The 25206-nt window shown below is 63.4% G+C and carries 23 protein-coding genes, 1 tRNA gene and 1 pseudogene; 11 read left to right on the forward strand and 14 right to left on the reverse strand.

The window, feature by feature from the left end:
- Positions 1 to 8: 8 nt before the first annotated feature.
- On the forward strand, positions 9 to 1667 hold the full coding sequence (panP, locus tag WD006_RS01705) for a pyridoxal-dependent aspartate 1-decarboxylase PanP (protein WP_011515334.1): 1659 nt from the start codon (positions 9 to 11) through the stop codon (positions 1665 to 1667).
- Between the two features lie 362 nt (positions 1668 to 2029).
- Here panP and WD006_RS01710 read toward each other — a convergent pair.
- The 5 genes from WD006_RS01710 to WD006_RS01730 form a co-directional block, all read right to left on the reverse strand.
- Positions 2030 to 2106 (reverse strand) — tRNA-Met (locus WD006_RS01710).
- A 168-nt stretch (positions 2107 to 2274) separates the two neighbouring features.
- Positions 2275 to 3972: an MFS transporter gene (locus WD006_RS01715; protein WP_011515337.1), complete on the reverse strand. Its 1698-nt coding sequence runs from the start codon at positions 3970 to 3972 to the stop codon at positions 2275 to 2277.
- A gap of 358 nt (positions 3973 to 4330) precedes the next feature.
- Positions 4331 to 4651, reverse strand: coding sequence for a DUF4212 domain-containing protein (locus WD006_RS01720; RefSeq protein ID WP_011515338.1), 321 nt, complete (start codon positions 4649 to 4651; stop codon positions 4331 to 4333).
- The gene (locus tag WD006_RS01725; RefSeq protein ID WP_011515339.1) at positions 4648 to 6222 is read right to left on the reverse strand and encodes a sensor histidine kinase; all 1575 of its coding nucleotides are present in this window, start codon (positions 6220 to 6222) and stop codon (positions 4648 to 4650) included. The genes WD006_RS01720 and WD006_RS01725 overlap by 4 nt, the downstream gene beginning before the upstream one ends.
- Positions 6223 to 6243: 21 nt before the next feature.
- Positions 6244 to 6933, reverse strand: a complete 690-nt coding sequence (locus WD006_RS01730) for a response regulator (protein WP_011515340.1) — start codon at positions 6931 to 6933, stop codon at positions 6244 to 6246.
- Positions 6934 to 7172: 239 nt separating this feature from the next.
- Between WD006_RS01730 and recA the strand changes: the two genes are divergently transcribed.
- From recA to WD006_RS01775, 9 genes are all read left to right on the forward strand, one after another.
- Positions 7173 to 8234: a recombinase RecA gene (gene recA, locus WD006_RS01735; RefSeq protein WP_008646499.1), complete on the forward strand. Its 1062-nt coding sequence runs from the start codon at positions 7173 to 7175 to the stop codon at positions 8232 to 8234.
- Between the two features lie 116 nt (positions 8235 to 8350).
- On the forward strand, positions 8351 to 8821 hold the full coding sequence (recX, locus tag WD006_RS01740; protein ID WP_029308413.1) for a recombination regulator RecX: 471 nt from the start codon (positions 8351 to 8353) through the stop codon (positions 8819 to 8821).
- A gap of 339 nt (positions 8822 to 9160) precedes the next feature.
- Positions 9161 to 9832 (forward strand): DUF2889 domain-containing protein, encoded by a 672-nt coding sequence (locus WD006_RS01745; RefSeq protein WP_029310252.1) that lies wholly within the window; start codon positions 9161 to 9163, stop codon positions 9830 to 9832.
- 89 nt (positions 9833 to 9921) lie between these two features.
- A complete protein-coding gene (gene sucC, locus WD006_RS01750; RefSeq protein WP_008646502.1) occupies positions 9922 to 11088 on the forward strand; it encodes an ADP-forming succinate--CoA ligase subunit beta in 1167 nt (388 codons plus the stop codon).
- Between the two features lie 58 nt (positions 11089 to 11146).
- On the forward strand, positions 11147 to 12028 hold the full coding sequence (sucD, locus tag WD006_RS01755) for a succinate--CoA ligase subunit alpha (protein ID WP_008646503.1): 882 nt from the start codon (positions 11147 to 11149) through the stop codon (positions 12026 to 12028).
- Between the two features lie 313 nt (positions 12029 to 12341).
- Positions 12342 to 13037 carry a TerC family protein gene (locus tag WD006_RS01760; RefSeq protein WP_011515344.1) on the forward strand — a complete coding sequence of 232 codons (696 nt, stop codon included), beginning with the start codon at positions 12342 to 12344 and terminating at the stop codon, positions 13035 to 13037.
- A 368-nt stretch (positions 13038 to 13405) separates the two neighbouring features.
- On the forward strand, positions 13406 to 13954 hold the full coding sequence (locus tag WD006_RS01765; RefSeq protein ID WP_011515345.1) for a pilin: 549 nt from the start codon (positions 13406 to 13408) through the stop codon (positions 13952 to 13954).
- Between the two features lie 39 nt (positions 13955 to 13993).
- The gene (locus tag WD006_RS01770; protein WP_269750006.1) at positions 13994 to 14698 is read left to right on the forward strand and encodes a pilin; all 705 of its coding nucleotides are present in this window, start codon (positions 13994 to 13996) and stop codon (positions 14696 to 14698) included.
- Between the two features lie 230 nt (positions 14699 to 14928).
- Entirely contained in the window at positions 14929 to 16716 is a 1788-nt protein-coding gene (locus WD006_RS01775) for a PglL family O-oligosaccharyltransferase (RefSeq protein ID WP_011515347.1), read from the forward strand.
- A 22-nt stretch (positions 16717 to 16738) separates the two neighbouring features.
- On the opposite strand, the gene WD006_RS01780 is transcribed toward WD006_RS01775, so the two are convergent.
- The 5 genes and pseudogenes from WD006_RS01780 to moaC all read right to left on the reverse strand — a co-directional run bounded on the left by WD006_RS01780 (position 16739) and on the right by moaC (position 20059).
- Complete coding sequence (locus WD006_RS01780; RefSeq protein ID WP_011515348.1) at positions 16739 to 17278, reverse strand: glycine zipper family protein; 540 nt, start codon at positions 17276 to 17278, stop codon at positions 16739 to 16741.
- Positions 17275 to 17739 (reverse strand): hypothetical protein, encoded by a 465-nt coding sequence (locus tag WD006_RS01785; protein WP_011515349.1) that lies wholly within the window; start codon positions 17737 to 17739, stop codon positions 17275 to 17277. Before WD006_RS01785 ends, WD006_RS01780 begins: the two co-directional genes overlap by 4 nt.
- Positions 17740 to 18059: 320 nt before the next feature.
- Positions 18060 to 18305 carry a hypothetical protein gene (locus tag WD006_RS01790; protein ID WP_011515350.1) on the reverse strand — a complete coding sequence of 82 codons (246 nt, stop codon included), beginning with the start codon at positions 18303 to 18305 and terminating at the stop codon, positions 18060 to 18062.
- Positions 18306 to 18483: 178 nt separating this feature from the next.
- Positions 18484 to 18612: pseudogene (locus WD006_RS01795) on the reverse strand (cyclic pyranopterin monophosphate synthase MoaC); the annotation flags it as partial.
- Positions 18613 to 19579: 967 nt separating this feature from the next.
- Positions 19580 to 20059 (reverse strand): cyclic pyranopterin monophosphate synthase MoaC, encoded by a 480-nt coding sequence (gene moaC, locus WD006_RS01800; protein WP_011515357.1) that lies wholly within the window; start codon positions 20057 to 20059, stop codon positions 19580 to 19582.
- Positions 20060 to 20222: 163 nt separating this feature from the next.
- Between moaC and WD006_RS01805 the strand changes: the two genes are divergently transcribed.
- Positions 20223 to 21914: a beta-barrel assembly-enhancing protease gene (locus tag WD006_RS01805; RefSeq protein ID WP_029308408.1), complete on the forward strand. Its 1692-nt coding sequence runs from the start codon at positions 20223 to 20225 to the stop codon at positions 21912 to 21914.
- Positions 21915 to 21958: 44 nt separating this feature from the next.
- Here WD006_RS01805 and WD006_RS01810 read toward each other — a convergent pair whose 3' ends face one another.
- From WD006_RS01810 to waaF, 4 genes are all read right to left on the reverse strand, one after another.
- Positions 21959 to 22531, reverse strand: coding sequence for a DUF2946 family protein (locus WD006_RS01810; protein ID WP_011515359.1), 573 nt, complete (start codon positions 22529 to 22531; stop codon positions 21959 to 21961).
- Positions 22532 to 22594: 63 nt separating this feature from the next.
- A complete protein-coding gene (locus tag WD006_RS01815; RefSeq protein ID WP_011515360.1) occupies positions 22595 to 23632 on the reverse strand; it encodes a YheT family hydrolase in 1038 nt (345 codons plus the stop codon).
- 17 nt (positions 23633 to 23649) lie between these two features.
- Positions 23650 to 24090 (reverse strand): YybH family protein, encoded by a 441-nt coding sequence (locus WD006_RS01820; RefSeq protein WP_011515361.1) that lies wholly within the window; start codon positions 24088 to 24090, stop codon positions 23650 to 23652.
- Between the two features lie 10 nt (positions 24091 to 24100).
- Positions 24101 to 25123, reverse strand: coding sequence for a lipopolysaccharide heptosyltransferase II (waaF, locus tag WD006_RS01825; RefSeq protein WP_008652635.1), 1023 nt, complete (start codon positions 25121 to 25123; stop codon positions 24101 to 24103).
- Between the last annotated feature and the right edge of the window lie 83 nt (positions 25124 to 25206).

Consider the following 25206-nt stretch of genomic DNA (forward strand, 5'->3'; position numbering starts at 1 on the left):
ATAGGCACATGAAGGCGCGCAAGGCGGGGAGGTCAGACAACGCTCGCGAGGCAACCGGCAACGACGCGGAAATGGGCGAGGGCTGTCCGCTGCACTGGTTCGATGCGGACCTTGGCGCGTTCGACGACCTGGAGCGGCGCGTTGCCGAGCATCCCGCGGACTTCTTTGCCGGCCAGGACTTCGATCCGGTTGGTGCCTGCGCGACGCGCGAGGCGTCCTTTGCCTCGGTCCAGATACCGGAAGATCCGACCGCGCCGCAGCAACACGCGGATCATCTGCTCAACGATGTGTTCCGGCATGTGATGCCCGTGGCGTCGCCAACGTTCGTCGGTCACATGACGTCGTCGCTGCCATCGTTCATGCCGTCGCTGGCCAAGATCGTGGCGGCGCTGAACCAGAACGTGGTCAAGCTTGAAACGTCGGGTGCATTGACGGGACTGGAGCGTCAGGTAATCGGGATGCTGCATCACCTGGTCTTTGCGCGGGACGACGCGTTCTACGCGCAATGGCTGCACAATGCCGAGCATTCTCTCGGAGCATTCTGCTCGGGCGGCACCACGGCCAATCTCACCGCGCTCTGGGCCAGCCGCAACAACACGCTGCGCGCGCGCGACGGCTTCGCGGGCATCAACCAGGCGGGGCTGGTAGCGGCGTTGCGGCACTACGGATACGCAGGGCTGGCGATCGTCGTGTCGGAGCGCGGCCATTATTCGCTGCGAAAGGCGGCGGATATCCTCGGTATCGGCCGCGAGAATCTGGTGCCGGTAGGCGTCGATGAAGACGGGCGGATGCGCGTCGACCTGTTGCGCGACACATTACGCGATCTTCAACAACGCAACATCCGGACAGTGGCGATTGTCGGTATCGCTGGCACCACTGAGACTGGTGCGGTGGACCCGCTCGATGCCATTGCCGATGTGGCGCAGGAGATCGGCTGCCACTTTCATGTGGACGCCGCGTGGGGGGGTGCCACACTGCTCTCCGCACGCGAGCGCGCGCGCTTTGCCGGGATCGAGCGCGCGGATTCGGTCGTCATCGACGCGCACAAGCAGTTCTATGTGCCGATGGGCGCCGGCATGGTGTTGTTCCGCGATCCGGCGTGGACGCAGGACATCATCCAGCACGCAAACTACATCGTGCGGAAGGGCTCGGTGGACCTGGGGCGCCATACGCTCGAAGGGTCCCGCGGTTCGGCGGCCGTCATGCTCTATGCGAACCTGCACCTGCTTGGCCGCAAGGGGCTGGCGAAGCTGATCGATACGGGCATCGACAACGCGAAGTACTTCGCGTCGTTGATCGAACAGCAGCCCGACTTCGAACTGGACAGCCGGCCGCAGCTTTGCATCCTCACCTATCGCTACGTGCCGGCGCCGGTGCGAGCGGCGTTGCTTTCGGCCTCGCCCGAACAGCGCGAACAACTGCTCGAGGCGCTCGACGCGCTGACCATCAACATCCAGGAAATGCAGCGCGACGCAGGCCGCTCGTTCGTGTCGCGGACGCAGTTGACGTCCTCCCAGTGGGGCGGGCGTCCGATCGCGGTGTTTCGTGTGGTGCTGGCGAATCCCGATACGACGCACGAGATCCTGCAGAGCCTTCTGGAAGAGCAGCGTGGGCTGGCAAAACAGAGTCCGATGCTGCCTGCGTTGATGGCGATGGTTGGCGGTTAAGAGGCGCGATCAACATGATTCTGGCGTCGTTGCGCAGCCTTGCCGTGCCACTTGTACTGTCTGCGGCCGCGCGTCTAGCCAGAACCGTTTCGCTTCATTTTGATAGCGCCTCCAAGGGAGTTCCGCCGTAGCCTGTGGCGGATGGGCGGCCGCCTTGCTGGTAATTCTCGTGGCCACCTGCTTGGCCTGACTGCCGCTGGTCAAGGGCGACCCGCGTGGCATTGCCCGCGCCCGCAAGTTGCCCAAGGCCACGATCCGGAACATGAAGCAGAACCTCGGCTTCGCCTTCGTCCGCCGCCCCGTTCCAACGAGCCAAAACAAAAAGCCGCAATCCCGTGAAGGATTGCGGCTTTTCAAATAGATGGTGGCGAATCAGGGACTCGAACCCCGGACCTGCGGATTATGATTCCGTCGCTCTAACCAACTGAGCTAATTCGCCAACGAAGACCGCAATTATACCTGTGCCTTTTAGGCTGTCAACACCTTTGTGACAACTTTCTGCAAGCCTCGGTGGCTGCCAAAAAAAACGGCAGGCGCAAGGCCTGCCTGGGAAGCGGAGACCAGCCTGCCGGCTGGCCATCCTGAGCGAAGGTTCACCGACTGGCGATCAGTCGTTCGCGTAGATATCCACGTCCTTGGTCTCGCGGACGAACAGCGCGCCCAGCACGAAGGTCATGGCCGCGATGATGATCGGGTACCAGAGGCCGTAGTAGATGTTGCCGTTCTGCGCCACCAGGGCGAAGGAGATCGTTGGCAGCAGGCCACCGAACCAGCCGTTGCCGATGTGATACGGCAGCGACATCGACGAATACCGGATGCGGGTCGGGAACATTTCCACCAGCATCGCGGCGATCGGGCCGTAGACCATGGTCACGTAGATCACCAGGATCACCAGGACCACCAGCACCATGATCGTGTTCATCTGCGCCGGGTCTGCCTTGGTCGGATAGCCGGCCGCGCTCATGGACTCGCTCACTTCCTTCTTGAACGCCGCGATCTGCTTCTTGCTGGCGTCGTCAAAGCTGTGGCCGCCGGTCACCGTGGCGTCGAAGGCCTTGATTTCCTTGTCGCCGATCTTCACCGAAGCCATCGTGCCGGCCGGGGCCTGCACCACTTCATAGCTGGCCGATGCCTGGGCCAACGTGCGCTTGACGATATCGCATGAGCTGCGGAAGTCGATTTCGCGAGCGATCGGGCTGCCCTGGAACGAGCAGGTCTTCGGATCGGCCGTGACCACGATCTGCGCGGTCTGCTGCGCACGTTCCAGCGCCGGGTTGGCGTAGTGGGTCATCGCCTTGAACAGCGGGAAGTAGGTCAGCACGGCCAGCGCGCAGCCCAGCATGATGATCCATTTGCGGCCGATCTTGTCCGACAGCGAGCCGAAGAAGATGAAGAACGGCGTACCAATCACCAGTGCGCCGGCGATCAGCAGGTTGGCCGTCTTGGCGTCCACCTTCAGCACTTGCGTCAGGAAGAACAGCGAGTAGAACTGGCCGGTGTACCAGACCACGGCCTGGCCGGCGGTCAGGCCTACCAGCGCCAGGATCACGATCTTCAGGTTGCGCCATTGACCGAATGCCTCGGTCAGCGGTGCCTTCGAGGTCTTGCCCTCGGCCTTCATCTTCTGGAAGGCCGGCGACTCGCTCATCGACAGGCGGATATACACGGACATGGCCAGCAGCAGGATCGAGACCAGGAACGGGATGCGCCAGCCCCACGTGTCGAACTGCGGGCCCGTGAGTTCACGGCACAGCAGAATGACGATCAGGGACAGGAACAGGCCCAGTGTGGCGGTGGTCTGGATCCAGGCGGTGTAGGCGCCGCGCTTGCCGTGCGGGGCGTGTTCAGCCACGTAGGTGGCCGCGCCGCCGTACTCGCCGCCGAGCGCCAGGCCCTGCAACATACGCAGTGCAATCAGGATGATCGGTGCTGCCCAGCCGATCGTGGCGTAGCCGGGCAATAGGCCGACGATGAATGTCGACAAGCCCATGATCAGGATTGTCACCAGGAAGGTGTACTTGCGGCCGATCATGTCGCCGAGACGGCCGAACACCAGTGCGCCGAACGGACGCACGATGAAGCCTGCCGCGAACGCCAGCAGGGCGAAGATAAATGCGGAAGTGGGGTCGAGGCCCGCGAAGAACTGCTTGGCGATCACCGCCGCCAGCGAACCGTATAGATAAAAGTCGTACCACTCGAACACCGTGCCGAGCGACGAGGCCAGAATGACCTTCTTTTCCTCGCGCGTCATCGGCGCATTGTGGGCTTTGCCGCCAGGCATTGCCACGTTTTGCGCGTTTGCCATTGTTGTCTCCTCCGTCTGTCGAAAGGGTCCCCGGTCTGGCCGTGTCTTGCGCTTGAGGTATCCGCGCGTGCCGGCCTCTGCACCGAAGCTGCAAAGGATTGTGGGAGGCGAAACTTACTGAGTTCTGACAGAGTTCCCGTAAAACGTGCCGGATTCGTCGGGGTATACGCTAGACGTTTCGAGGCTGTTTTCAGCGCGGTATTTGCTGCATTGCGTCGATCGGAAACCCGCAAACCGCCTGGCTTATGGGGCGCACGGGATTCTTGCTTTGCAGCATTGGCGCACGTCGCGCGGCATAGTCGTCGAATTGCCCCTTACGAGGGGTGCCGCGTGTTTGCGTCAGGATCGACCGGCTGCGTCAGGATCGACCGGCGGGATTGGTGGGTGGTGCGGGATGGGTCTCGGCGTCTGGCGTCTCGCTGTCGAGTTCGCGATCCACCCGATTCATGTGCCAGGCGTAGAGCGCGGCCATCGCTACATATACGATCAGCGCGCCCTGCGCGGCGGCCCAGAACGAGAAGGGCCAGCCGAAGAAGTCGAAACGCAGTTCGCGTGCGAACCAGCTGATGACGAACGTCACAACGAACCAGATCACCAGCAGCACGGCGATCCAGCGCAGATTGTGGCGCCAGGCAAGCCGCTCGCGCGGCGTCATGCGGTCGGGCGGGGCTTTCCTCATGTGTTGGTCTCTTCCGGCGGCGCGCGGCGCAGCGTCACGTGGAACCGGGCGCCGGCCAGGCGAGGCTCGGTCTGGTACACGTTGTCGTCGATGGATATTTCGCCGCCGTGCTGCTGCACGATCTCGCGCACGATGGCCAGCCCCAGTCCGCTGCCTTCGGTGTTGGTGCCGAGCACACGATAGAAACGCTCCATCACGCGTCCGCGCTCGCTCGGGGGGATGCCCGGCCCCGTGTCTTCCACATCGAGATACGCGAACGGTTCGAATGCATCGGCGATGACGCGTACCGTGGCATGCCCGCCGGGCGGCGTGTAGCGAATGGCGTTGTCGACGAGGTTGTTGAGCATCTCCGTCAGCATCACGCGATTGCCCGTGACCATCACGGGATGCTCGTCGCCTTCCAGGCCAAGGTCGATCTGCCGCGCCCATGCCTGGGGCAGCAGATCCTTGACCACGTCGCGCGCCAGGGCGGTCAGGTTCACCGGCGTCATGCCGCCTACCCCTGCCAGATTCTCCATGCGTGCCAGCGACAGCAACTGGGTGACCAGATGCGCGGTGCGCTTGGAGCTGCCGGCGATCTGCGCCAGCGACCGATGCAGTTCCTCCGGTGATTGCTCTCGCTGGGCCAGTTCCGCCTGCATACGCAGACCCGCGAGCGGTGTCTTCATCTGGTGTGCGGCATCGGCAATGAAGCGTTTCTGTGTCTGCACCGACTGCTCGAGTTGCGACAGCAAGTCGTTGAACGATGCTACCAGCGGCGTGATTTCCTGCGGCGCCGCGCGCTCGTCGATCGGGCTCGTGTCGCCGGGATTGCGCGCACGGATGCGCTGCTGGATCGCGGTCAGCGGTGCCAGCCCGCGCGTGAGGCCAAACCACACCAGCACCACCGCGAGCGGCAGGATCACGAACTGCGGCAGGATGACGCCCTTGATGATTTCATTGGCCAGCCGCGCGCGCTTGTCCAGCGTCTCGGCCACCTGCACCAGCACGGGCTGGGCGCCGCTGATGTTTTTCAGTTCAACGTAGGTATAGGCGACACGCACATCGTTGCCGGCCACGCGATCGTCGCGCAGCGATACCAGCCCGGCATGTCCCTCTTCGTCCTCGGACGGAAGCGGCAGGTCGTGATCGCCGGCCACGTACTCGCCGTGCTTGCCTACCACCTGGTAGTAGATATTGTCGGTCTCGTCGGCGCGCAGGATTTCCCGCGCGGACAGTGGAAGCTGCAGCGTGACGCGGCCGTTGACCTCGCGCACCTGCTGCGACAGCACGATGGCGCTTGCTTCGAGCGCGCGGTCGAACGGCCCGTTTGCAATCGACTTGGCGACGAGGTATGTGACGGCGATGCTCATCGGCCAGAGCAGCAGAAGCGGTGCCAGCATCCAGTCGAGAATCTCGCCAAACAGCGAGCGGGGCGCAGGGTGCGCCGAGGTTTCCTCGAGGTGTGGCAGGGCGTCGGCCAGCGCCTGGTCTTCGGCCGCGGCATCGGCCAGCGTGGGCCGGGTGGGGTCCGTCGCGCGTGCGGGGCCCGCGGCGGAACGGCGTCGCCACGGCAGTCGCAGCAGGCTCATGCGCGATCAGCCCCCGTGGTGTCAGCCATGCGCGGCCACGGCCGGCTGGTATTTCTCGAGGCAGTAGCCCAGCCCGCGCACCGTGGCGATGCGGATGCCGCCAACCTCGATCTTTTTGCGCAGGCGGTGTACATACACCTCGATTGCGTTATTGCTGACTTCCTCGCCCCATTCGCACAGGTGATCGACGAGCTGCTCCTTCGATACGAGCCGCCCGCTGCGCGTGAGCAGGATTTCGAGCAGACCGACCTCTCGCGCGGAGAGATCCAGCATCTGTTCATTGAGATAGGCGATGCGGCCGACCTGATCGAACGCGAGCGGCCCGTGGCGCATCAGCGTGGCGCCACCGCCCGCGCCACGGCGCACCAGCGCGCGCACCCGGGCCTCGAGTTCGGACAGCGCGAACGGCTTGGCCATGTAGTCGTCGGCGCCGAGGTCCAGCCCCTTCACGCGTTCGTCGACGCTGTCGGCTGCAGTCAGAATCAGCACGGGCACCATGGCGCTGCGCGCGCGCAGCCGCTTGAGTACCTCGAGCCCCGACATGCGGGGCAGGCCGAGATCGAGGATCAGCAGGTCGAACGACTGTGTGGACAGGGCCGAATCGGCTTCCACGCCATTCGCAACGTGATCGACGGCATAGCCGGACTGGCGCAGCGAGCGCGTCAGCCCGTCTGCCAGCACATCGTCATCTTCGGCGATAAGAATCCGCATGATTGTCTCCACCTCGTGGCCGGCCACAGCCGGCCGCCGGCCGCGGTGCCGGTGGGGCTTGCCAAGCATACTGTTTTTTTATACAGTACCCGACATTCCGGGCGAGCTACCATGAAAGGTGATCGCACCATGCCGGGTTGGGCGTCGTGGCCTGGAGAATCCATCCCGGAAAAGGGCTTTGGGTTCAGGGCGTCGCGCCGTATGCGGCCTATTTATACACCATTGACTGAAGGACGACCATGGACGACAAGAAGGCCGGCGCCGGCGTGAGCGCTGAGAAGCAGAAGGCGCTTGCCGCCGCGCTCTCCCAGATTGAGAAGCAGTTTGGCAAGGGCTCGATCATGCGCCTGGGCGATGGCGAAATCGAACAGGACATCCAGGTAGTGTCCACCGGCTCGCTGGGGCTGGACATCGCGCTGGGCGTGGGTGGCCTGCCGCGCGGCCGCGTGGTCGAGATCTACGGTCCGGAATCGTCCGGCAAGACCACGCTGACGCTGCAGGTGGTGGCCGAAATGCAGAAGCTGGGCGGCACCTGCGCGTTCATCGACGCCGAGCACGCCCTGGATGTCCAATATGCTGGCAAGCTCGGCGTGGACGTCGGCAATCTGCTGATCTCCCAGCCCGATACCGGCGAGCAGGCCCTGGAAATCACCGACGCGCTGGTGCGCTCGGGTTCGATCGACCTGATCGTGATCGACTCGGTGGCCGCTCTGGTGCCAAAGGCAGAAATCGAGGGCGAAATGGGCGATTCGCTGCCCGGCCTGCAGGCCCGCCTGATGAGCCAGGCGCTGCGCAAGCTGACCGGCACGATCAAGCGCACGAACTGCCTGGTGATCTTCATCAACCAGATCCGTATGAAGATCGGTGTGATGTTTGGTTCTCCCGAAACCACCACCGGCGGTAACGCGCTGAAGTTCTACGCCTCGGTGCGCCTGGACATCCGCCGTATCGGCTCGATCAAGAAGGGCGACGAAGTCGTCGGCAACGAGACCAAGGTCAAGGTGGTCAAGAACAAGGTGTCACCTCCGTTCCGCGAGGCGTTCTTCGACATCCTCTATGGCCAGGGCATCTCGCGCCAGGGTGAAATCATCGACCTGGGCGTGGACGCCAAGATCGTTGAGAAGGCCGGCGCCTGGTACAGCTACAACGGCGAGAAGATCGGCCAGGGCAAGGACAACGCACGCGAGTATCTGCGCGAGAACCCGGACATCGCCGACGAGATCGAGAACAAGGTGCGTCTGGCGCTGGGCGTGGCGCCGCTGAACACCGTGGCGGGCGCGCCAGCAGAGGTCGAAGGCTGAGCCTGACGTCGCTGCTTGACGAAAGCCGTCGCATACTTGTGCGGCGGCTTTTTTGTTTTCACCCCGGTTTCCCGTATCGCGCAGCGCCGACTGCCGGCTTCCTCGTTATCAGCCGAATGCCCCGTCCCCCCCTCTCACTGAAAGCCCGTGCCGTCGGCTACCTTTCCCGTCGGGAGCACAGCCGGGCCGAACTCGCGCGCAAGCTGGCGCCTCATGCCGAGTCGGCCGAGGAGGTGGAGGCTCTGCTCGATGTGCTCGAACGCGACAACTGGCTGTCCAATGAGCGGTTCGTCGATAGCCTTGTTCACCGCCGGGCCAGTCGTTACGGCGCGGCGCGTGTACTGCAGGAAGCCAAGACGCACCAACTCGGCAATGATCAGCTACGCGATCTGCAGGACCGCCTGCGCGATTCCGAGCTGGATCGCGCACGCGAAGTTTGGCGCAAGCGTTTCGGTGTTCCGCCGGACTCGCCGGAGGCCCGCGCCAAGCAAATCCGGTTCATGATGGCGCGCGGATTTTCCCGATCGGTGGTGGGCAAGATCATCCGCGGGGCCGAGGACGAAGGCATGGACGACTTGGGGGAATGACGAGGTATGCGGGCAGCCGCATACCTGTGTACGCATGAGGGGTATTCGTGAGAAGTCGGCGTAGTCGTCGTACCACTGATGCATCGCAGCGAGGGGTCACGCGGACACCGGCCAGGCGTTGCGCAGGTTGGGTTTGCCGGGATCGTCGCTGCAACAATTGCGTGCGGACAGTTCGTTGCGCAGGATGTATCCGGTCAAAGCAGCGCGGCATGTTAAACTCCACGAGTTCAGCGGCCCAAATGGCCGTCCATGGTGGTCTTACCCATGGACCAAGCCGTTTGCCGTGATGAATTGCCCCCGATCCGCCACTTTCAGTCTGCCGCGTCAGCCCCTGGTGTCATGCCGCTTTCCCCGCCAGCCAACCGAGTCCTGCGTCACCGTCGTGCCATCACGGCCGAGGCCTATTTGCGGGACGATGGCCTATGGGACATCGAAGCGCGCCTGACCGACACCAAGCCCCGCGACATCGAACTGGCGGGCGGCCGGATTCGCCCTGAAGGCCAGCCGCTGCACGATCTGTGGCTGCGCGTCACGATTGATCTGCGCATGAACGTCGTCGATGCGGAGGCATGCTCTGACTGGGTGCCTTATCCGACGCATTGCGATCTCATCGGTCCCGCCTACCGCAAGCTGATCGGTCTGAACCTGTCAAAGGGGTTCCGCAAGGCAGTTCGTGAGCGTCTGGGCAGCGTTGCCGGTTGCACCCATCTGACCGAACTGGCCGGCGTGCTGCCGACTGCGGCCATTCAAGCCTTCGCGGGCGATGTGTTCAATATCCGCGATGGCGTGCAAGACATCGATCCCGAACCCCCCATGCAGCTCCATGGATGCCACGCGCTCCATTTCGAGGGCGAGGTGGTTCGTCAGTTTTACCCGCGCTGGTATGGTCACCAGCCGAAACCGAAAGCCGGCGCTGCGGCGTCGTCCCCCCAGACCGCGTCACGCGCCGATGCCCCCGCATCAGGTGGCGAAGACACCCTGGCCCACCGGCCCAACGGTACGTCGGGCTGACTGTCACGGTCGGCCCCAGGAAAAGGCGAGAGCCCTTCGTCTCCTATCATTTTTCCCATCCCTTTACGCCTACCCGAAAGGAAACACGCATGAATATCCATGAGTATCAAGGCAAGGAAATCCTGCGCAAATACAATGTGCCGGTTCCGCGCGGCATCCCTGCTTTCTCGGTTGAAGAAGCCCTGAAGGCGGCTGAACAGCTCGGCGGCCCGGTGTGGGTCGTCAAGGCGCAGATCCACGCAGGCGGCCGCGGCAAGGGCGGCGGCGTGAAGGTGGCCAAGAGCATCGACGAGGTGAAGACCTACGCCACCAACATTCTCGGCATGACGCTGGTGACGCACCAGACCGGCCCGGAAGGCAAGAAGGTCAATCGCCTGCTGATCGAAGAAGGCGCTGACATCAAGAAGGAACTCTACGTTTCGCTGGTGGTGGACCGCGTGTCGCAGAAGGTGGCCCTGATGGCCTCGAGCGAAGGCGGCATGGACATCGAGGAAGTCGCTGCCCACACCCCGGAAAAGATCCACACGCTGATCATCGAACCGTCGGAAGGCCTGAAGGATTCGGACGCTGACGACATCGCCCGCAAGATCGGCGTGCCCGACGCCAGCGTTCCCCAGGCTCGCCAGGCCCTGCAAGGCCTGTACAAGGCATTCTGGGACACCGACGCCTCGCTGGCCGAAATCAACCCGCTGATCCTGACCGGCGACGGCAAGGTCGTTGCCCTGGACGCCAAGTTCAACTTCGACTCGAACGCGCTGTTCCGTCACCCGGAAATCGTCGCGTACCGTGACCTGGACGAAGAAGACGCCAACGAAATCGAGGCCTCGAAGTTCGATCTGGCCTACATCTCGCTGGACGGCAACATCGGCTGCCTGGTGAACGGCGCTGGCCTGGCCATGGCCACGATGGACACCATCAAGCTGTTCGGTGGCGAGCCGGCCAACTTCCTCGACGTGGGTGGCGGCGCCACCACCGAGAAGGTGACCGAAGCCTTCAAGCTGATGCTGAAGAACCCGAACGTGCAGGCCATCCTGGTCAACATCTTCGGCGGCATCATGCGTTGCGACGTGATCGCCGAAGGCGTGATCACCGCTTCGAAGGCCGTGCAGCTTGGCGTGCCGCTGGTCGTCCGCATGAAGGGCACGAACGAAGAGCTGGGCCGCAAGATGCTGGCTGATTCCGGTCTGCCGATCATCTCGGCCGACACGATGGAAGAAGCCGCCCAGAAGGTCGTGGCCGCCGTCGCTGGCAAGTAAGGACAACTTTCGTTGCCGCCTGGCCGCAGCCGGGCGGGGCGACTAAAAGGACTAGCAAATGAGCATTCTGATCAACAAGGACACCAAGGTCATCACCCAGGGCATCACCGGCAAGACGGGCCAGTTCCACACCCGCGGCTGCCGTGACTATGCCAATGGCAAGAACTGCTTCGTGGCAGGCGTGAACCCGAAGAAGGCCGGTGAAGATTTCGAAGGCATTCCCATCTACGCAAGCGTCAAGGATGCCAAGGAACAAACCGGCGCGACCGTGTCGGTGATCTACGTGCCGCCCGCAGGCGCCGCTGCCGCCATCTGGGAAGCCGTTGATGCCGATCTGGACCTGGTGGTCTGCATCACCGAAGGCATCCCCGTCCGCGACATGATGGAAGTCAAGGACAAGATGCGTCGCCAGAACAAGAAGACGCTGCTGCTCGGACCGAACTGCCCGGGCCTGATCACGCCGGACGAGATCAAGATCGGCATCATGCCGGGTCACATCCACCGCAAGGGCCGCATCGGCGTGGTGTCGCGCTCGGGCACGCTGACGTATGAAGCCGTGGGCCAGCTGACCGCGCTGGGCCTGGGCCAGTCGTCGGCCGTCGGTATCGGTGGCGATCCGATCAACGGTCTGAAGCACATCGACGTGATGAAGATGTTCAACGACGATCCGGAAACGGACGCCGTGGTCATGATCGGTGAGATCGGTGGTCCGGACGAAGCCAACGCGGCTTACTGGATCAAGGAAAACATGAAGAAGCCGGTGGTTGGCTTCATCGCTGGCGTGACCGCGCCTCCGGGCAAGCGCATGGGCCACGCTGGCGCGCTGATCTCGGGCGGTGCCGACACTGCCCAGGCCAAGCTGGAAATCATGGAAGCCTGCGGTATCAAGGTCACCAAGAACCCGTCGGAAATGGGCCGCCTGCTGAAGGCAATGCTGTAAGGCATTCCCACCGATGTCGCTTGTGTGTGCTCTTAATGGCACGTGCAGAGCGATTGCCGTACCTGCGGCGCATGCCGGCTCCTGCCGGAGCGCATCGCCGCAATCGTTGCCCCCGCCTCAGAAGCGGGGGCAATGTCATTCTTGCGACGCAAAATCCTAGGGTATATCCCGAGGCTGTTGCAGCGCGGATTGAAACCGAATCGAAAGGTTCGTACGATAAATCTCCATGTCTGGTAATTCAGACATCCAAAAGTTCGCAGTGGGAGCCCCTGCGGACCTGGAATAACTTAGAAATCGAGGAAGGAGTCTTGCCGTGGAATTGTTGTCCAGCAGCGCATTCTGGATTGCGCTGGGATCGATCATCCTGACCAACATCGTCCTGTCGGGCGACAACGCAGTCGTGATCGCGCTCGCATCCCGCAATCTGCCCCCTGCCCAGCAGAAGAAGGCCATTTTCTGGGGTAGTGCCGCCGCCATCATCATGCGGGTGGTTCTGACCGTGGCCGCAGTCAAGCTGCTGAGCCTGCCGTACCTGAAGATCGTGGGTGCCTTGCTGCTGGTCTATATCGGCGTGCAACTGCTGACCGGCGACGACGATGAAGAAGGCCATGACGCCAAGGACAATATCTGGGCTGCCATCCGCACCATCCTGATCGCCGACCTGGTGATGTCGCTGGACAACGTGGTGGCCGTGGCCGCAGCCGCGCAGAAGGGTCCCGAAGGCAGCCAGCTGATGCTGCTGGTGCTGGGTCTGGGCCTGTCGATTCCGCTGATCGTCTTCGGCAGCACGATCCTGCTTAAGGTGATGGAGCGCTTCCCGATCATCATCGTGCTGGGTGCCGCGCTGCTGGGCTATCTGGCTGGCGAAATGCTCGTCAGCGACCCGGTGGATGCCGAGTGGTTCCAGGTACACGTGCCGCATGCGCACCTGGTGTTCGGCGTCGTGGGCGCCGTGCTGGTGGTCATGCTCGGCAAGCTGCTGCGTCGCCGTTCCGCACAGACGGCCTGATCGCAAGCCATATCGCGAGCCTGACACGGGCGACCCTCACGGGGTCGCCCGTTTTGTTTTGTAGGGAGCGTACTGGCTCCAGCAGGCTTGTCTCGCGCTTTCGCCAGTGAAAGCGCGGTTGGAGCGGTTGAAGCGTTTGGACAAGGGGCGCCGCAAGTGTCCCCAGTGGCTACGACGCAACACCCGTCTTGCAGCATCCACACCACGCACTCCTGTGGTTTTCCAAACAATTCCCACAGCGCTGTCAGATTTGTCCGAGGTCATTGAGACCTCGCGGTTTCGCTCGCGATCATGGCCCCGTGCGCATCGCGGATTGCGGGCGCACCCGCACTTTTCCAATCGCACAACACAAATGAAAAGGGGTCAACATGACGCGTCAAATCAAGGTTGTTTTCCTGCGCGAACAACGCCGCGCATTGGAGCGAAAGAATCGTCGAGGCTTCACGCTGATCGAACTGATGATCGTTGTCGCGATCATCGGCATTCTTGCCGGCGTCGCCATCCCGCAGTACCAGGACTACATCGCGCGGTCCCAGTTTGCCGAAGGCATGAGCCTGGCCTCCGGGCAGAAAGCCGGCGTGATCGAATCGTTCGCGGCGGCTGGCGCCTGCCCGAACAATGCGAGCGCGGCCGTCGATGGCGTGCCCGTGGCCTCGGCGATCAAGGGGAGCTATGTACAGAGCGTCACCACGGGTGGCACGGCTTCCAATGCTGGCGGCTGCACGATCATCGCCAAGTTCAAGGACGAAGGTATTACCAGGGGCCTGCTCGGCAAGCAGGTGACGTTGACTATGGGTAATGCAGACGGCGGATCGGTGACGTGGCAGTGCGAGTCTTCGGCGGACAAGCGGTACGTGCCGCAGGCCTGCGCGAAAGCGAGTGAGTCGGGTAAGACAACTACGACGACCACGGGCTGAGGTAGCTAGCATTACGTCCCGCGCCGGGATGCCGATGGCATGGATCGGAGGCATCTGATCCGCGTATCGGCAACGGGCGAGGCATCGCACAATTGTGCCTTTTCGTCGCACATACCAGCGATTGCGACGTTCCTCCGCGACTTGTGCAACGTCAATTTCTACGCGACCAACTCCCTGGAAGATGCCTCGGGCCGGGCGGCACTCAAGCCGTCCCGGCCAGATGCCAACAACAACTTCCCAGGGGGTCATATGCAATACCGGGTCTCATCCCAACGTTCGCAAGCGCGTGCACGGCGCCAGGCAGGCTTCACACTGATCGAACTGATGATCGTCGTCGCGATCGTCGGCATTCTTGCGGTGATCGCGGTTCCGCAGTATCAGGACTACGTGGCCAGGGCGCAGTTTGCCGAGGGCCTCACGCTAGCTTCGGCGCAGAAGGCGGCGGTCGTCGAATCGTTTTCGCAGCGTGGTTTCTGCCCGAGCAATTCTTATAGTGAGTACGACGGTATTCCCGTGTCTGGGCACATATCCGGCTCATATGTTCAGTCTGTAATAGTAGGCGGATCTGCGACGGAGGGCGGGGTTGGTTGCACGATCACGGCAACCTTCCGGACTGAGAACGTCTCGCCGGGGCTCAGCGGAAAAACGCTAACACTGACGATGTTTGGCGGCAGTAGCGGCTCCATCGCGTGGCTTTGTAAGTCCGATGCCGAGAATCGATACATTCCTCGATCCTGTACTTAATTAATCCGGGGGCGGTCTAGGCCGACTGCCTGGGACGAATGTAGTGTTGGCCTGTAGTACGCGAGCGCGTGGCCCATCCGCTGGTTCGAAGAACACCTTGGTGCAGGCGCCTGGTCCTACCGCGCTGCGGGGGCTCATACCTCCAAGTCATCGCCGATCTACGTCACCGATCTTTCGGCACCCCCACTGTGCCGCGCTATCATGTCGCCTTTGCCCCTGATTGCGCGCGAATGCCGGCACCTCGAGCTACGCTTCCCGCGACGGCGATCGTCGTCGCATTTACCTTGCCCCTGCTGGTTTCGAAGCACACGCTGCCGCTTGCCACGTTCTATGGCGAGTGGACGGCCGGATTGCTTGGCGTATTCCTGATCATCGCCCTGGCGCTGAGGCCAAGCCAGTCGGGCTCGAGAGCGTCCAGGTCGTTCCCGTGGATCATGCTGCTGCCGATCTGGTTGATTGTCACGACTGTCGCGCAAGCCGTCACGGGTATGGTCGATGTCACCGGCAGCCGTCAACTCACGCAAATCGTGCTGGCGCTGGGCGCGGCGCTGATGTTGGCCGCATGGCGTGCCAGCCAGTCGATGTCGACCGACGAGCGCGCGAGTATTGTCGATTCGCTCGCGATCGCCTTCATGATTGCGGGGCTCCTCGGCACGCTGGCGCAATGGGTGCAAGTCTTCCATCTGGAAGACCAAGCGTTCAACCTCGTATCTGAATATTTCTACGACAACAACCGCCGCCTCTGGGGCAATCTGAACCAGCCGAATCATCAGGCCACGATTCAGGGCCTGGCACTGGTGGCTTCGGTGTGGCTCGCCACGCGTGGGTGGCTGCGGTTTCCGGGCTGGCTCGTCGCGGTGCTGCTGCTGGAAAGCGGCATCGTGTTGAGCGGGTCGCGCACGGGCGTGCTGCATATCGGATTGGCTGCGCTGTACGCGCTGATCGCCGCGCATCTGGCACGGGGCACACCTCGCGGCACGGATCCGATGCATCGCGCGCCGGGGCTGATTGTCGCGGCAGTGCTGATGGTCGTCGGCATCGTGGTGCTCCAGCCAGCCATCAAGCACGCTGGTCAGTTGTTCGACTGGCGGCTGTTCGACACCGTCGCGCAACTCCAGTCCGGTGATCAGGTTTCCGCCCGCGGCGCCTTGTGGGCACATGCCTGGGCGATGTTCCGCGCGCATCCACTGCTTGGGGTTGGCTATGGCGAGTTCGGCTGGGCCCAGTTCCAGCAGATGGCCGAGGTTGGCAAAACGGCCGAGATGTCGCTGCATGCGCATAACGCAGTACTCGATCTGCTGGCCAAGACGGGTCTGGTCGGTACGATCGGCGTGGCGCTGGTACTGGTAGGGTGGCTCTGGCGCGTGGTGCGCGATCGGATCTGGGCAGCTTCGTCGAGCGAGCGCGCCATGGCCGTGCCGATGCTGTTCTGGCTGGCGATGTATGGGGCGCACTCGATGCTCGAGTATCCGCTGCACTACCTGTACTTCTTCCTGCCGTTCTGTTTCCTGCTGGCGTGGCTGGAGCCGTCCGGCTTTGGCAAGCGCTTGCCGCGTGCCGTTCCGGCGATAGCGTGTGTGTTGTTCATCGTTGTGTCCGCCTTCTTGCTTGTGACGCTCTGGCAGGACTACAAGCGTGTCGAGGCACGCGAGTATGCGCATGAAGATAAGCGGGATAGCCTGCCGATGCCCAGGCTCTGGTTCCGCCAGCACGCGGCATCGGACACCGTCGAGCACGCCAGGATCACGCCGGACAATGCTGCCAGCTTGCTGCCGGCGCATATGGCCGCATTGCATCTGCTGCCAACGCCGAACCTCATCGGGCGCACCGCCTGGTTGCTCGCGTTGACCGGTGATCAGGCGAAAGCACGCCAGTGGGTGGAGCGCTTGCCGTACTACTTTCAGGGCGACGAGGCGACGATCTTAGAGATGCTCTCACGCGACTGCGACGCGTTAGGCGCCGACCGCAGGCCCCGCGAGTTCTGCGCCTGGGCGCGCCTGCGCGCCCGGCGCGGTTGAAGCGCGTTCGCGCCGGCAGTATTCAGCGAACGTAGCCAGGCGGCGGAGGCGGCGGATAGTAAGGCTGGTAGTTTGCCGGAGGCATCGGCTCGTGCGCGGGCCCGGGCGGCGGTGCTGACACCATCTGCCCGTACACCGGTACGCGATTGCCGGTCGCGTACATGCACTGGACGTATGCGGCGTCGTACTGGCGCTGCGTGCCGTAGGCGGAGTTATAGGCGGCACCAGTGCCAACGGCCGCGCCCGTCAACATGCCGGCGCCCGCACCCACGGCCGCGCCGCTGCCGCCACCGAATGCCGCGCCGGCTGCGGCGCCGAGCGCCGTACCGACCACCGTGCTCCCAACCGCTGCTGCGTTTGCGTTCTGCTGAGCCGTGGTTCCGCCGATCTGTTGGAAGGCGAATTGGCGGCAGTTGTAGTCGTCACCGCGGAACTGGTCGAACGTCTTGTTGGAGCCTGGCAACGCCATCACCGTAGGCCCGGATGGCATCACCGCGCAGGCTCCCAGGCCCAGCGAGGCTGTCGTGGCCAGGGTCAGCAAGCTCAGGGTACGCAAGTTCATGAAGACACTCCGGGGTTAGAGGGATTCGAAGATGACGGCTGCTGAGGCGGCACGCGTTGCCATCCTCCGGGGCAATCCTTGACGTAGGGGTAATAGCCCTCCGGCCGGCTGCAGTGGTACCACCACGCATTGGCGTCGCCGGGCGCGCCGTGGTTGCTCACGTTGCCCTGTTCGACGTATTGCGGAGGCTCGGAAGGGGCGACTGCTGCGGCGGGCGGATAGTAAGGCGGGTAGTAGCCGGGATAGTAGTAAGGACCATAGGGCGCATACCAGCCGGGGCCCCAGCCCCATCCAGGACCCCAGCCCCAGCCCCAACCCGGTCCGACGACGACGCCGACACCAACATGCGCGTGTCCGCCGCCACCGCCATGTCCACCGCCGTGCGCCTGCGCGGACGTGCTGACGAATGCCAATGCCGCCGCTGCCACCAGCGCTATCTGGCAAAGCTTGCGCCCGTTCATGATGTACCCCCTGCCTGGCCTGTCTCGCTGTTAACGCATCTTGTCCTGATCTCGCGTACCGAGGCCAGCGGCGCGCGTCAATCCAATTACATTGAATAGCAATTTGCCTCAGGCAGGGGTGGCCCGGGTCATTCCGAAATGTGGCGTTACCTTTATTACGGGCGGGATATGCGGTGACAGGTACGTGGCGGTTCGGTGTCGTGAATCACGATACGTCCACGGTACGTCATGGGTGCCGGCTAATGTGGACAAGAAAAAGCCAGGGACGTTGCCCTGGCCTGGTATTCCGGCGCCCATCTCGCCACCTGTGAAGACGCCTTTCAGGCGCCGTCGGTGAATGCGTCTCGCTTGTCAATAGTGCTCGAGCCATCGCTGAACACATCACGTGTGCCAAGCACGCTTGCCCCATCGGTATAGACGTCAAAGCGGGTGGCCTTGGCGCCATCGGTGTACGGATCTGGCGTCCTCGCGCCATCCAGGTACATATCTCTCGGACCATTACCGGCGTGGGCCATGCCGGCACCTAGCGCGGCACAAGCGGCCGCTAGCATCAGGAGTGTCTTCACTTTTCCACCTCCCCTCAGGTGGCTGTTGTCCCCGGCGTTAAAGCGTTCGTTCCAATATAGGCGCGACGGTAGTGGGGGTCGAATGCAGTTACGACATTAATGTCATATGCGATATTTCGGTGGGACATAAGCGGCGTCGGTGACCGGGAACGCGAAGCCCGGCTACGCAGCCGAGTCGTTACGCGCCTCCCGCCACCCAATCCCCCGATTTGCCGCCGTGCTTTTCCAGCAGCTTCACGTTGCCCATCACCATGCCCCGGTCCACCGCCTTGCACATGTCGTAGATGGTCAGCAGGGCCACCTGCACGTCTTTATAAATCAACGACTTAGGGTGGGTTGACGTGGCAACTTCACTCGGTTTTTCCAACGCCGGTTGGACAAAATTTGGACAAGCTGAAAGCGCCTCGTCCGGGGCGGACTGTAGCGAATTCTAGGAGCGAGTTCAAGGGAAGCTGAGGGTCAACATACGTGTTTCATGCGCTCCTCTGGGGGACGTGGAAGCTTGGGCATAATGTATAGCGCAGCGTACTCAAACCATCTAGAAGCCAAAAATGAAGACCGTCCAATTTCCCCCATCAACCAATCAGAGGCAGGACGCAAGCGCAGTTCAGTGTGAGTCGAGCATCGTGGTTGTAGGCGCGAACGGCGCAGGGAAGACGCGTCTCGGTACTTGGATAGAGTTCTCAGGCCCCGACCAACGGAGGGTCCATCGGGTTCCCGCCTGGCGTGATTGATGATGGCGCTGAGGATTGCCAGCTCTCGGGTAACGGTGGACTTGGAGACCTCACCAAGCCGCTTATCTCGATGCTCAGCTACAACCTTGGGGCTGAGGGTGGACATGCTGTACTCAGCCAGCCGGGACCGCTGCAAGGCACGCAATCTGATTACTTCGGTGTCGTGCCCTTTGTGCAGCGGGGAGACCTCCTCGATGTACCGCCCAATGACCTCCGCTAAGGTGGCCCGCTCGGCCTCCTGGCGGCTGACATGCACGCCACGGTCCATCTCGGACTCTATGGTGCGAGCCCAGCGTTCTGCCGCTCCCTTGGTTTCAAACGTGCCGACTTCAGCAGGGAAACCTTTGCGGGAAACCCGAGCCTGCCACACGTTACCTCTACGCCTAATTGATGCCATCGTTTGACCTCACTTGGACAAACGTTGGACAAACCGAAGTGAATGTGTCTATTGAGGCCCTTGCAGGGTTGACCTTCCGGGCCTCACGTTACCTAGCAGGTTGGCAAGATTGGGCTGCATTTGGCTAAGATTTCCCTTTGAAATCAAGCGCCCGCCACCCAATCCCCCGACTTGCCGCCGTGCTTTTCCAGCAGCTTCACGTTCCCCATCACCATGCCCCGGTCCACGGCCTTGCACATGTCGTAGATGGTCAGCAGGGCCACCTGCACGCCGGTCAGCGCTTCCATTTCCACGCCGGTCTGGCCGTGGGTCTCGGTGCGGACGATGCAGGCGATTGTCGAACTCGGTTCGTCGAGTGCGAAGTCGACCGCCACCTTGGTCAGGCCAATCGGATGGCAGAGCGGGATCAGGTCGGCGGTTCGCTTGGTGGCCATGATCGCCGCCACGCGGGCGATGCCGAGCACGTCGCCTTTCTTGGCGCTGCCGTCGCGCACCAGCGCGAAGGTCGCGGGCAGCATCGTGATCGTGCCGGTTGCCACGGCGACGCGATGGGTGTTGGCCTTGTTGCCGACGTCGACCATATGGGCTTGTCCGGCGTTGTCGAAATGTGTGAGCTGGCTCATGGCGAAACAGGAGGAAATGTGTGCTGGGGCTTGCCCGATGGGAACGTCATCCGCAGGCCGCTATCATAGCAACATGCCCAAGACCCTCCGGCCTTTCCGCCTGTCAGCCCGGCCGAGTGCTCGCCCACTCGCAGCCGCCGCGCCAGCCTCGCGCGCATCACATATGACGCGTGCGCTGGCCGCCGTGCTGGTGCTGACAATGGCTGCTCCGGCGTGGCCTCAGGGCGTGCAGGGAACGGGCGCAAAGCCGGCAGGCACGACGAGTATTGCCCCAGCCGCGCCACCCCCTCCAAGCGACGCCAGCGATCAGGTCTACGACAACCTCAACCGGAGCGTGCGGGCCGGCCAGAAGTCCGAATTCGGGCTGCGCAGCGCCAACACGGTGGTGGAGAGTTCAGGCAATCAGTTGCCCGATCTTGGTGATCCGTCGACGGCTTCGCTGTCGCCGGATATGGAGAAGCGCCTCGGCGACCGGATCATGCGCGACATCCGCCGGGATCCCGACTATGTCTCCGACCCGCTTATGAACGACTACCTGAATGCGCTTGGTTACAGGCTCGTCCAGGCGGCCCGCCGGCAGAACATCTCGGGCTCGAACGGTTCGGGCACCTTTGCCACCGGCTTCGAGCTGTTTGGCGTGCGGGATCGCTCGATCAACGCCTTTGCCATGCCGGGCGGCTACATCGGCGTGCATACCGGGCTGCTGGTGCAGTCGGAGACCGAATCCGAACTGGCGTCGGTGCTGGGGCACGAAATCGGCCACGTGATGCAGCGGCACATTGCGCGCGGCATCACCAATCAGAACCAGTCGATGTGGATCGCGTTGGCCTCGATGGTGCTGGCCGGCCTGGCCGCCACCAAGAGCGGCGATGCCGCGGCGGCGCTGGCGATGGGCGGGCAGGGCGCGGCCGTCGCGAACCAGCTTTCGTTTTCGCGCGGCGCCGAGCGCGAGGCTGACCGCGTTGGCTTCCAGATCATGACGGCGGCGGGATTCGATCCCCAGGGGATGCCCGACTTCTTTCAGCGTCTGCAACGCGTGATGGGCATTTCGGACAATTCCGTGCCGGCCTATGTGCGTACCCACCCGCTGACTTCCGAACGTATCGCCGACATGCAGGACCGCGTGAGTCACGTGCCCCCGCACAAGATTCCGAACACGCCCGAGTACGAGTTCGCCCGCGCGCGGGCACGCGTGATTCAGGAGCCCACACCGAACGATGTGCGCAACGTGCTGGCCGTCTTCCAGGCCCAGGTGAACAGCAACACGTCCGCGGTGCGACTGCCGGCGGTCTACTACGGCATCGCCTTCGCCAATCAGCGGCTGGGCCGTTTTGCCGATGCCGAGAAGGCGCTTGCGGAGGCGCGTCGCCTCTACGGAAATATCCCGGGTGCGACGTCGGGCAGTCCGATGCTGGATGTGATGGCGGTGGAACTAGCGCGTGCCGAGGGGAGGACGCAGGATGCGCTGACGCAGGCGATGGCCACGATGCGCGCGTTTCCGCTGTCTCACGCGGCGGCGCTGGCCTATGCCGACACGCTTGTCGCAGCGAACAAGCTAGACGATGCCGTAGCGTTCCTGCGGTCCCGCACGCGCGAGGAAACCAGCCGATCCGAATGGTGGGAACTGCTCGCGCGTGCCTACGCGGCGCAAGGCAAGCGCCTGCAGCAGCATCAGGCGATGGCCGAGAAGTATGCGATGGATGGCTCGTACCAGGCAGCTATCGAACAACTCCAGATCGCGCGCAAGGCCGGTGATGGCGACTTCTACACGTTGTCCGAAGTCGATGCGCGTCTGCATCAGCTACAGCTTCAGTTCAAGGAAGAGAAGCAGGACAACAAGGGGATGCCGAACTGATCGGCCTGGGTGATTGGCCCAGGCGTGGGGAGAGGAGAAAAGCCTTACTCGGCTACCGGCGTTCGCACAAAGCCATAGCGCTTGGGTAATTCCGCTTCCGTCACCGGTTCGATGTCGATGTCGACGCCGTCGTGATGGAACACCCCCAATGTGGCGCCGCACGCTTCACCATGCCAGTCGCACGCCTCGCTGAACGCTTCGAGATCATGGTCGTGCAGCAGCGCGACTTGCACGGCATTGTCGACACCCTGCACCGTGCCGGCGAAGACCACGTTGCCTTGCTCATCCGTATAGCAGGCGGTCGGCGTGAACGGACGGTCCGACGTCGTGGTCAGCCGGCCGTTGTGCAGCCTCGCCACCCACGGCGTGTACATCAGTGATACGAACACGCGCTGCGGACCATTCTGGAAGTACCACGCGCCGCGTTCGTCGTGCGTGTAGTTGCGCTCGATGAAACCGATCAACGCCTCGTGCCGGATCGGATCGCCCGAGAGTCCATGCTGCTGCGCGAACTCGTTGCGCATCCGCCATTGTCCGCGCCGGTCCAGTGCTAGCCAGCCGTAGCAGTACGGCACATTGGGCCAGCGCGCCATGGCCTGCTTGACCACCTCATCCATGTTTGTCTCCTTCTTGTCTCTGCCAGTGTGGCGGTTCCGGCGTTGGGCCGGAGATGCGCCGCCTCAGGTGGCTGGTGTTGCTTGGGTCGCGCGCACGCTGTCGAAATAATCAAGGATGCGTGTGGGCAGCCATTCGATATGGCCCGCGAAGGGTAGCAGCGGCAACTGGCCCAGCAGACCCTCGCGTGGCGTCATGAAGCCGACGTGGCCGCCGTGCTCGGGCTGTTCCAGCAGCACGTCGGCGCTGACCTCGCGTGGGCCCGGCAGATGCCGGGCGGGCAGGAACGGATCGTTGCGGGCGTTGAGGACTAGCGTCGGGACGCGGATCTCGCCGAGGATCGGTTTGCTCGATGCGCGCGCCCAGTAATCGTCCGTGTCGCGAAAGCCGTGCAGAGGCGCGGTCACGACGTTGTCGAACGCATAGAGATCGCGGCTGCCGAGCATCGTTTCCCGATCGTACAGACCTGGAAACTGTTCCAGCTTCGCCAGCGACTTGCGCTTGAGCGTCTGCAGGAACATGCGCGTGTAGATCATGTTGAAGCCACTGGACAGCGCCGCGCCGCCGGCGGCCAGATCCAGCGGTGCCGAGACGGACGCGGCGGCGGAAAGGAAGTTCGCTCCGCTGCCTTCCTCGCCCAGATAACGCAGCAGCGCATTGCCGCCCAGCGAGATGCCCACGGCCAGCATCTGTCGTCCCGGTTGCACCGTGTGGACCTGATTCCGCACGCGTTCCAGCACCCAGCGGATCTCGGCCGAGTCGCCCGAATGGTAGAAGCGCGGCGCGATGTTCAGTTCACCCGAGCAGCCCCGGAAGTGCGGGATCACGCCTTGCCAGCCGCGCTCGCGCAGCGCGGCCATCAGCGTTTGCGCGTAGTGGCTGCGCGAATCGCCTTCGAGACCGTGGAACATCACCACCAGCGGCGCGCCCGGGGTGGTCGGGTGGGTGGTCCAGTCCAGGTCGATGAAGTCGCCGTCGGGGGTGTCCCAGCGTTCGCGCCGGAACACGATGCGCCGGTGGCGCGTGAAGCGTGCCGGCAGGATCGTCTGCGCGTGGCCACCGCGCAGCCACCATGGCGTTTGAAAGGCTTCGCCGAACAGCATGGCGTCTTGCGCGGGGATCAGTGCAGTGCCTGCCCCGGAGCCGCCGCCACGGCCGCTACCTGCACGGCATTCGCCGGGCTGCAGTGGATGTGGGCAAGGCGCCAGCCCTCGTGGTTCTGCATCAGCACGTAGGTGGTGTGCACGTAGAGGTCGGCCTCCACGCGGTCAGTGCCGAATCGCAGCGCTTCCGTCACGTCGAAGATCGACACGGCCAGCGACGCATGGCTGCTGGTCTCGATCGCATCGATCAGCACGGGCTGCTCCTCGAGCAACAGCGCGAATGCCTGGCGCAGTTGGTCGTGGCCGATCAGGCGCTGGCCGTCGGGCATCACGCACGTGACAGAGTCTTCATCCAGCCACAGCCGCAACGCGCCATCGGCGTCGCGCAACTTCATGGCTTCACGGAAGGCATCGACGATGTCTTCGGCGGAATCGAACAGGCGGGCGAAACGAGGCATGTTGGATGAGTCAGGGGCGGTGCAGGAGCTTGCGCAGCTCGACAAATACCATTTCGGGCTCGATCTCCTTCAGGCAGCGCAGGTGGCCGAGCGGGCACTCGCGCTTGAAGCAGGGACTGCACTCGAGTTGAAGCCACATGATACTCGCTGCCTGTGACAGCGGGGGCGTGTGGCGCGGATCGCTGGAGCCGAAAACGGCTACCTGCGGCCGGTTCAGGGCGGCGGTGACGTGCATCAGGCCCGAGTCGTTGCAGACCGCGGCCTCTGAGAGCGCCAGCAGGTCCACGGCATCGTCGAGCGATGTCTGACCGCACAGATTCCTGACGAACGGCGCGCCTTTGACGATCTCGTCGGCGATCTCGGCATCTTTGGCCGAGCCGAGCGCGATGATCTGCGCGTACGGGAACGAGCGACGCAGCATCTGCGCCAGCGCGGCGAAGTGCGCGGCCGGCCAGCGCTTGGCCGGGCCGAACTCCGCACCCGGGCAGAACGAGATCAGACGTGTGCCCGGCGCGATGCCGAAGCGCTCGGCCGTGGCGGCCATGCGCCTGGGATCGCTCTTGAGCTTCGGGTCGGGAATCGACTCGGGCAGGCGGGCGCCGGGCTTGAGCGCCAGACGCGCGTAGTGCTCCACCATCGGCGGCCGCTTGTCACGCGGCGGATTGGCGTGGCGCACGTTGAGCATGCCGAAGCGTGCTTCGCCACGATAGCCGATGCGCAGTGGAATGCCGGCCAGAAACGGAATCAGCGCGGATTTCAGCGAATTCGGCAGCACGTAGGCCATGTCGTAGCCTTCGTGCTTGAGCTGTTGCGCGAACAGCAGGCGCGCGCTCAATTGCAGCTTGCCGTGTGCCAGATCGGTCGGGAAGACCTTGCCGATCTCCGGCATGCGCGCCAGCACGGGCGCCACCCATTTGGGGGCGAGCGCGTCGATCACCAGTTGCGGGTGACGGGCCTTGAGCAGCGCGAACAGCGGCTGCGCCATCAGCGCGTCGCCGATCCAGTTCGGGGCAATGACGAGGGCTTTTCTCATATTGTGGGTATTGCGTGGCCCTGTGATGCGGTGCCCGGGCATGTCAACGCCCCGGGGCGCTGGGCGGCCCGGGGCGTCAGGTC

The sequence above is a fragment of the Cupriavidus sp. Met-2 genome (assembly GCF_049843575.1).
Lineage (GTDB): Bacteria > Pseudomonadota > Gammaproteobacteria > Burkholderiales > Burkholderiaceae > Cupriavidus > Cupriavidus metallidurans.

Coding starts and splice junctions, on each gene's coding strand:
- panP (WP_011515334.1), top strand. CDS start 9: ATGAAGGCGCGCAAGGCGGGGAGGTCAGACAACGCTCGCGAGGCAACC.
- WD006_RS01715 (WP_011515337.1), bottom strand. CDS start 3,972: ATGGCAAACGCGCAAAACGTGGCAATGCCTGGCGGCAAAGCCCACAAT.
- WD006_RS01720 (WP_011515338.1), bottom strand. CDS start 4,651: ATGAGGAAAGCCCCGCCCGACCGCATGACGCCGCGCGAGCGGCTTGCC.
- WD006_RS01725 (WP_011515339.1), bottom strand. CDS start 6,222: ATGAGCCTGCTGCGACTGCCGTGGCGACGCCGTTCCGCCGCGGGCCCC.
- WD006_RS01730 (WP_011515340.1), bottom strand. CDS start 6,933: ATGCGGATTCTTATCGCCGAAGATGACGATGTGCTGGCAGACGGGCTG.
- recA (WP_008646499.1), top strand. CDS start 7,173: ATGGACGACAAGAAGGCCGGCGCCGGCGTGAGCGCTGAGAAGCAGAAG.
- recX (WP_029308413.1), top strand. CDS start 8,351: ATGCCCCGTCCCCCCCTCTCACTGAAAGCCCGTGCCGTCGGCTACCTT.
- WD006_RS01745 (WP_029310252.1), top strand. CDS start 9,161: ATGCCGCTTTCCCCGCCAGCCAACCGAGTCCTGCGTCACCGTCGTGCC.
- sucC (WP_008646502.1), top strand. CDS start 9,922: ATGAATATCCATGAGTATCAAGGCAAGGAAATCCTGCGCAAATACAAT.
- sucD (WP_008646503.1), top strand. CDS start 11,147: ATGAGCATTCTGATCAACAAGGACACCAAGGTCATCACCCAGGGCATC.
- WD006_RS01765 (WP_011515345.1), top strand. CDS start 13,406: ATGACGCGTCAAATCAAGGTTGTTTTCCTGCGCGAACAACGCCGCGCA.
- WD006_RS01770 (WP_269750006.1), top strand. CDS start 13,994: ATGGATCGGAGGCATCTGATCCGCGTATCGGCAACGGGCGAGGCATCG.
- WD006_RS01775 (WP_011515347.1), top strand. CDS start 14,929: ATGCCGGCACCTCGAGCTACGCTTCCCGCGACGGCGATCGTCGTCGCA.
- WD006_RS01780 (WP_011515348.1), bottom strand. CDS start 17,278: ATGAACTTGCGTACCCTGAGCTTGCTGACCCTGGCCACGACAGCCTCG.
- WD006_RS01785 (WP_011515349.1), bottom strand. CDS start 17,739: ATGAACGGGCGCAAGCTTTGCCAGATAGCGCTGGTGGCAGCGGCGGCA.
- moaC (WP_011515357.1), bottom strand. CDS start 20,059: ATGAGCCAGCTCACACATTTCGACAACGCCGGACAAGCCCATATGGTC.
- WD006_RS01805 (WP_029308408.1), top strand. CDS start 20,223: ATGACGCGTGCGCTGGCCGCCGTGCTGGTGCTGACAATGGCTGCTCCG.
- WD006_RS01810 (WP_011515359.1), bottom strand. CDS start 22,531: ATGGATGAGGTGGTCAAGCAGGCCATGGCGCGCTGGCCCAATGTGCCG.
- WD006_RS01815 (WP_011515360.1), bottom strand. CDS start 23,632: ATGCTGTTCGGCGAAGCCTTTCAAACGCCATGGTGGCTGCGCGGTGGC.
- WD006_RS01820 (WP_011515361.1), bottom strand. CDS start 24,090: ATGCCTCGTTTCGCCCGCCTGTTCGATTCCGCCGAAGACATCGTCGAT.
- waaF (WP_008652635.1), bottom strand. CDS start 25,123: ATGAGAAAAGCCCTCGTCATTGCCCCGAACTGGATCGGCGACGCGCTG.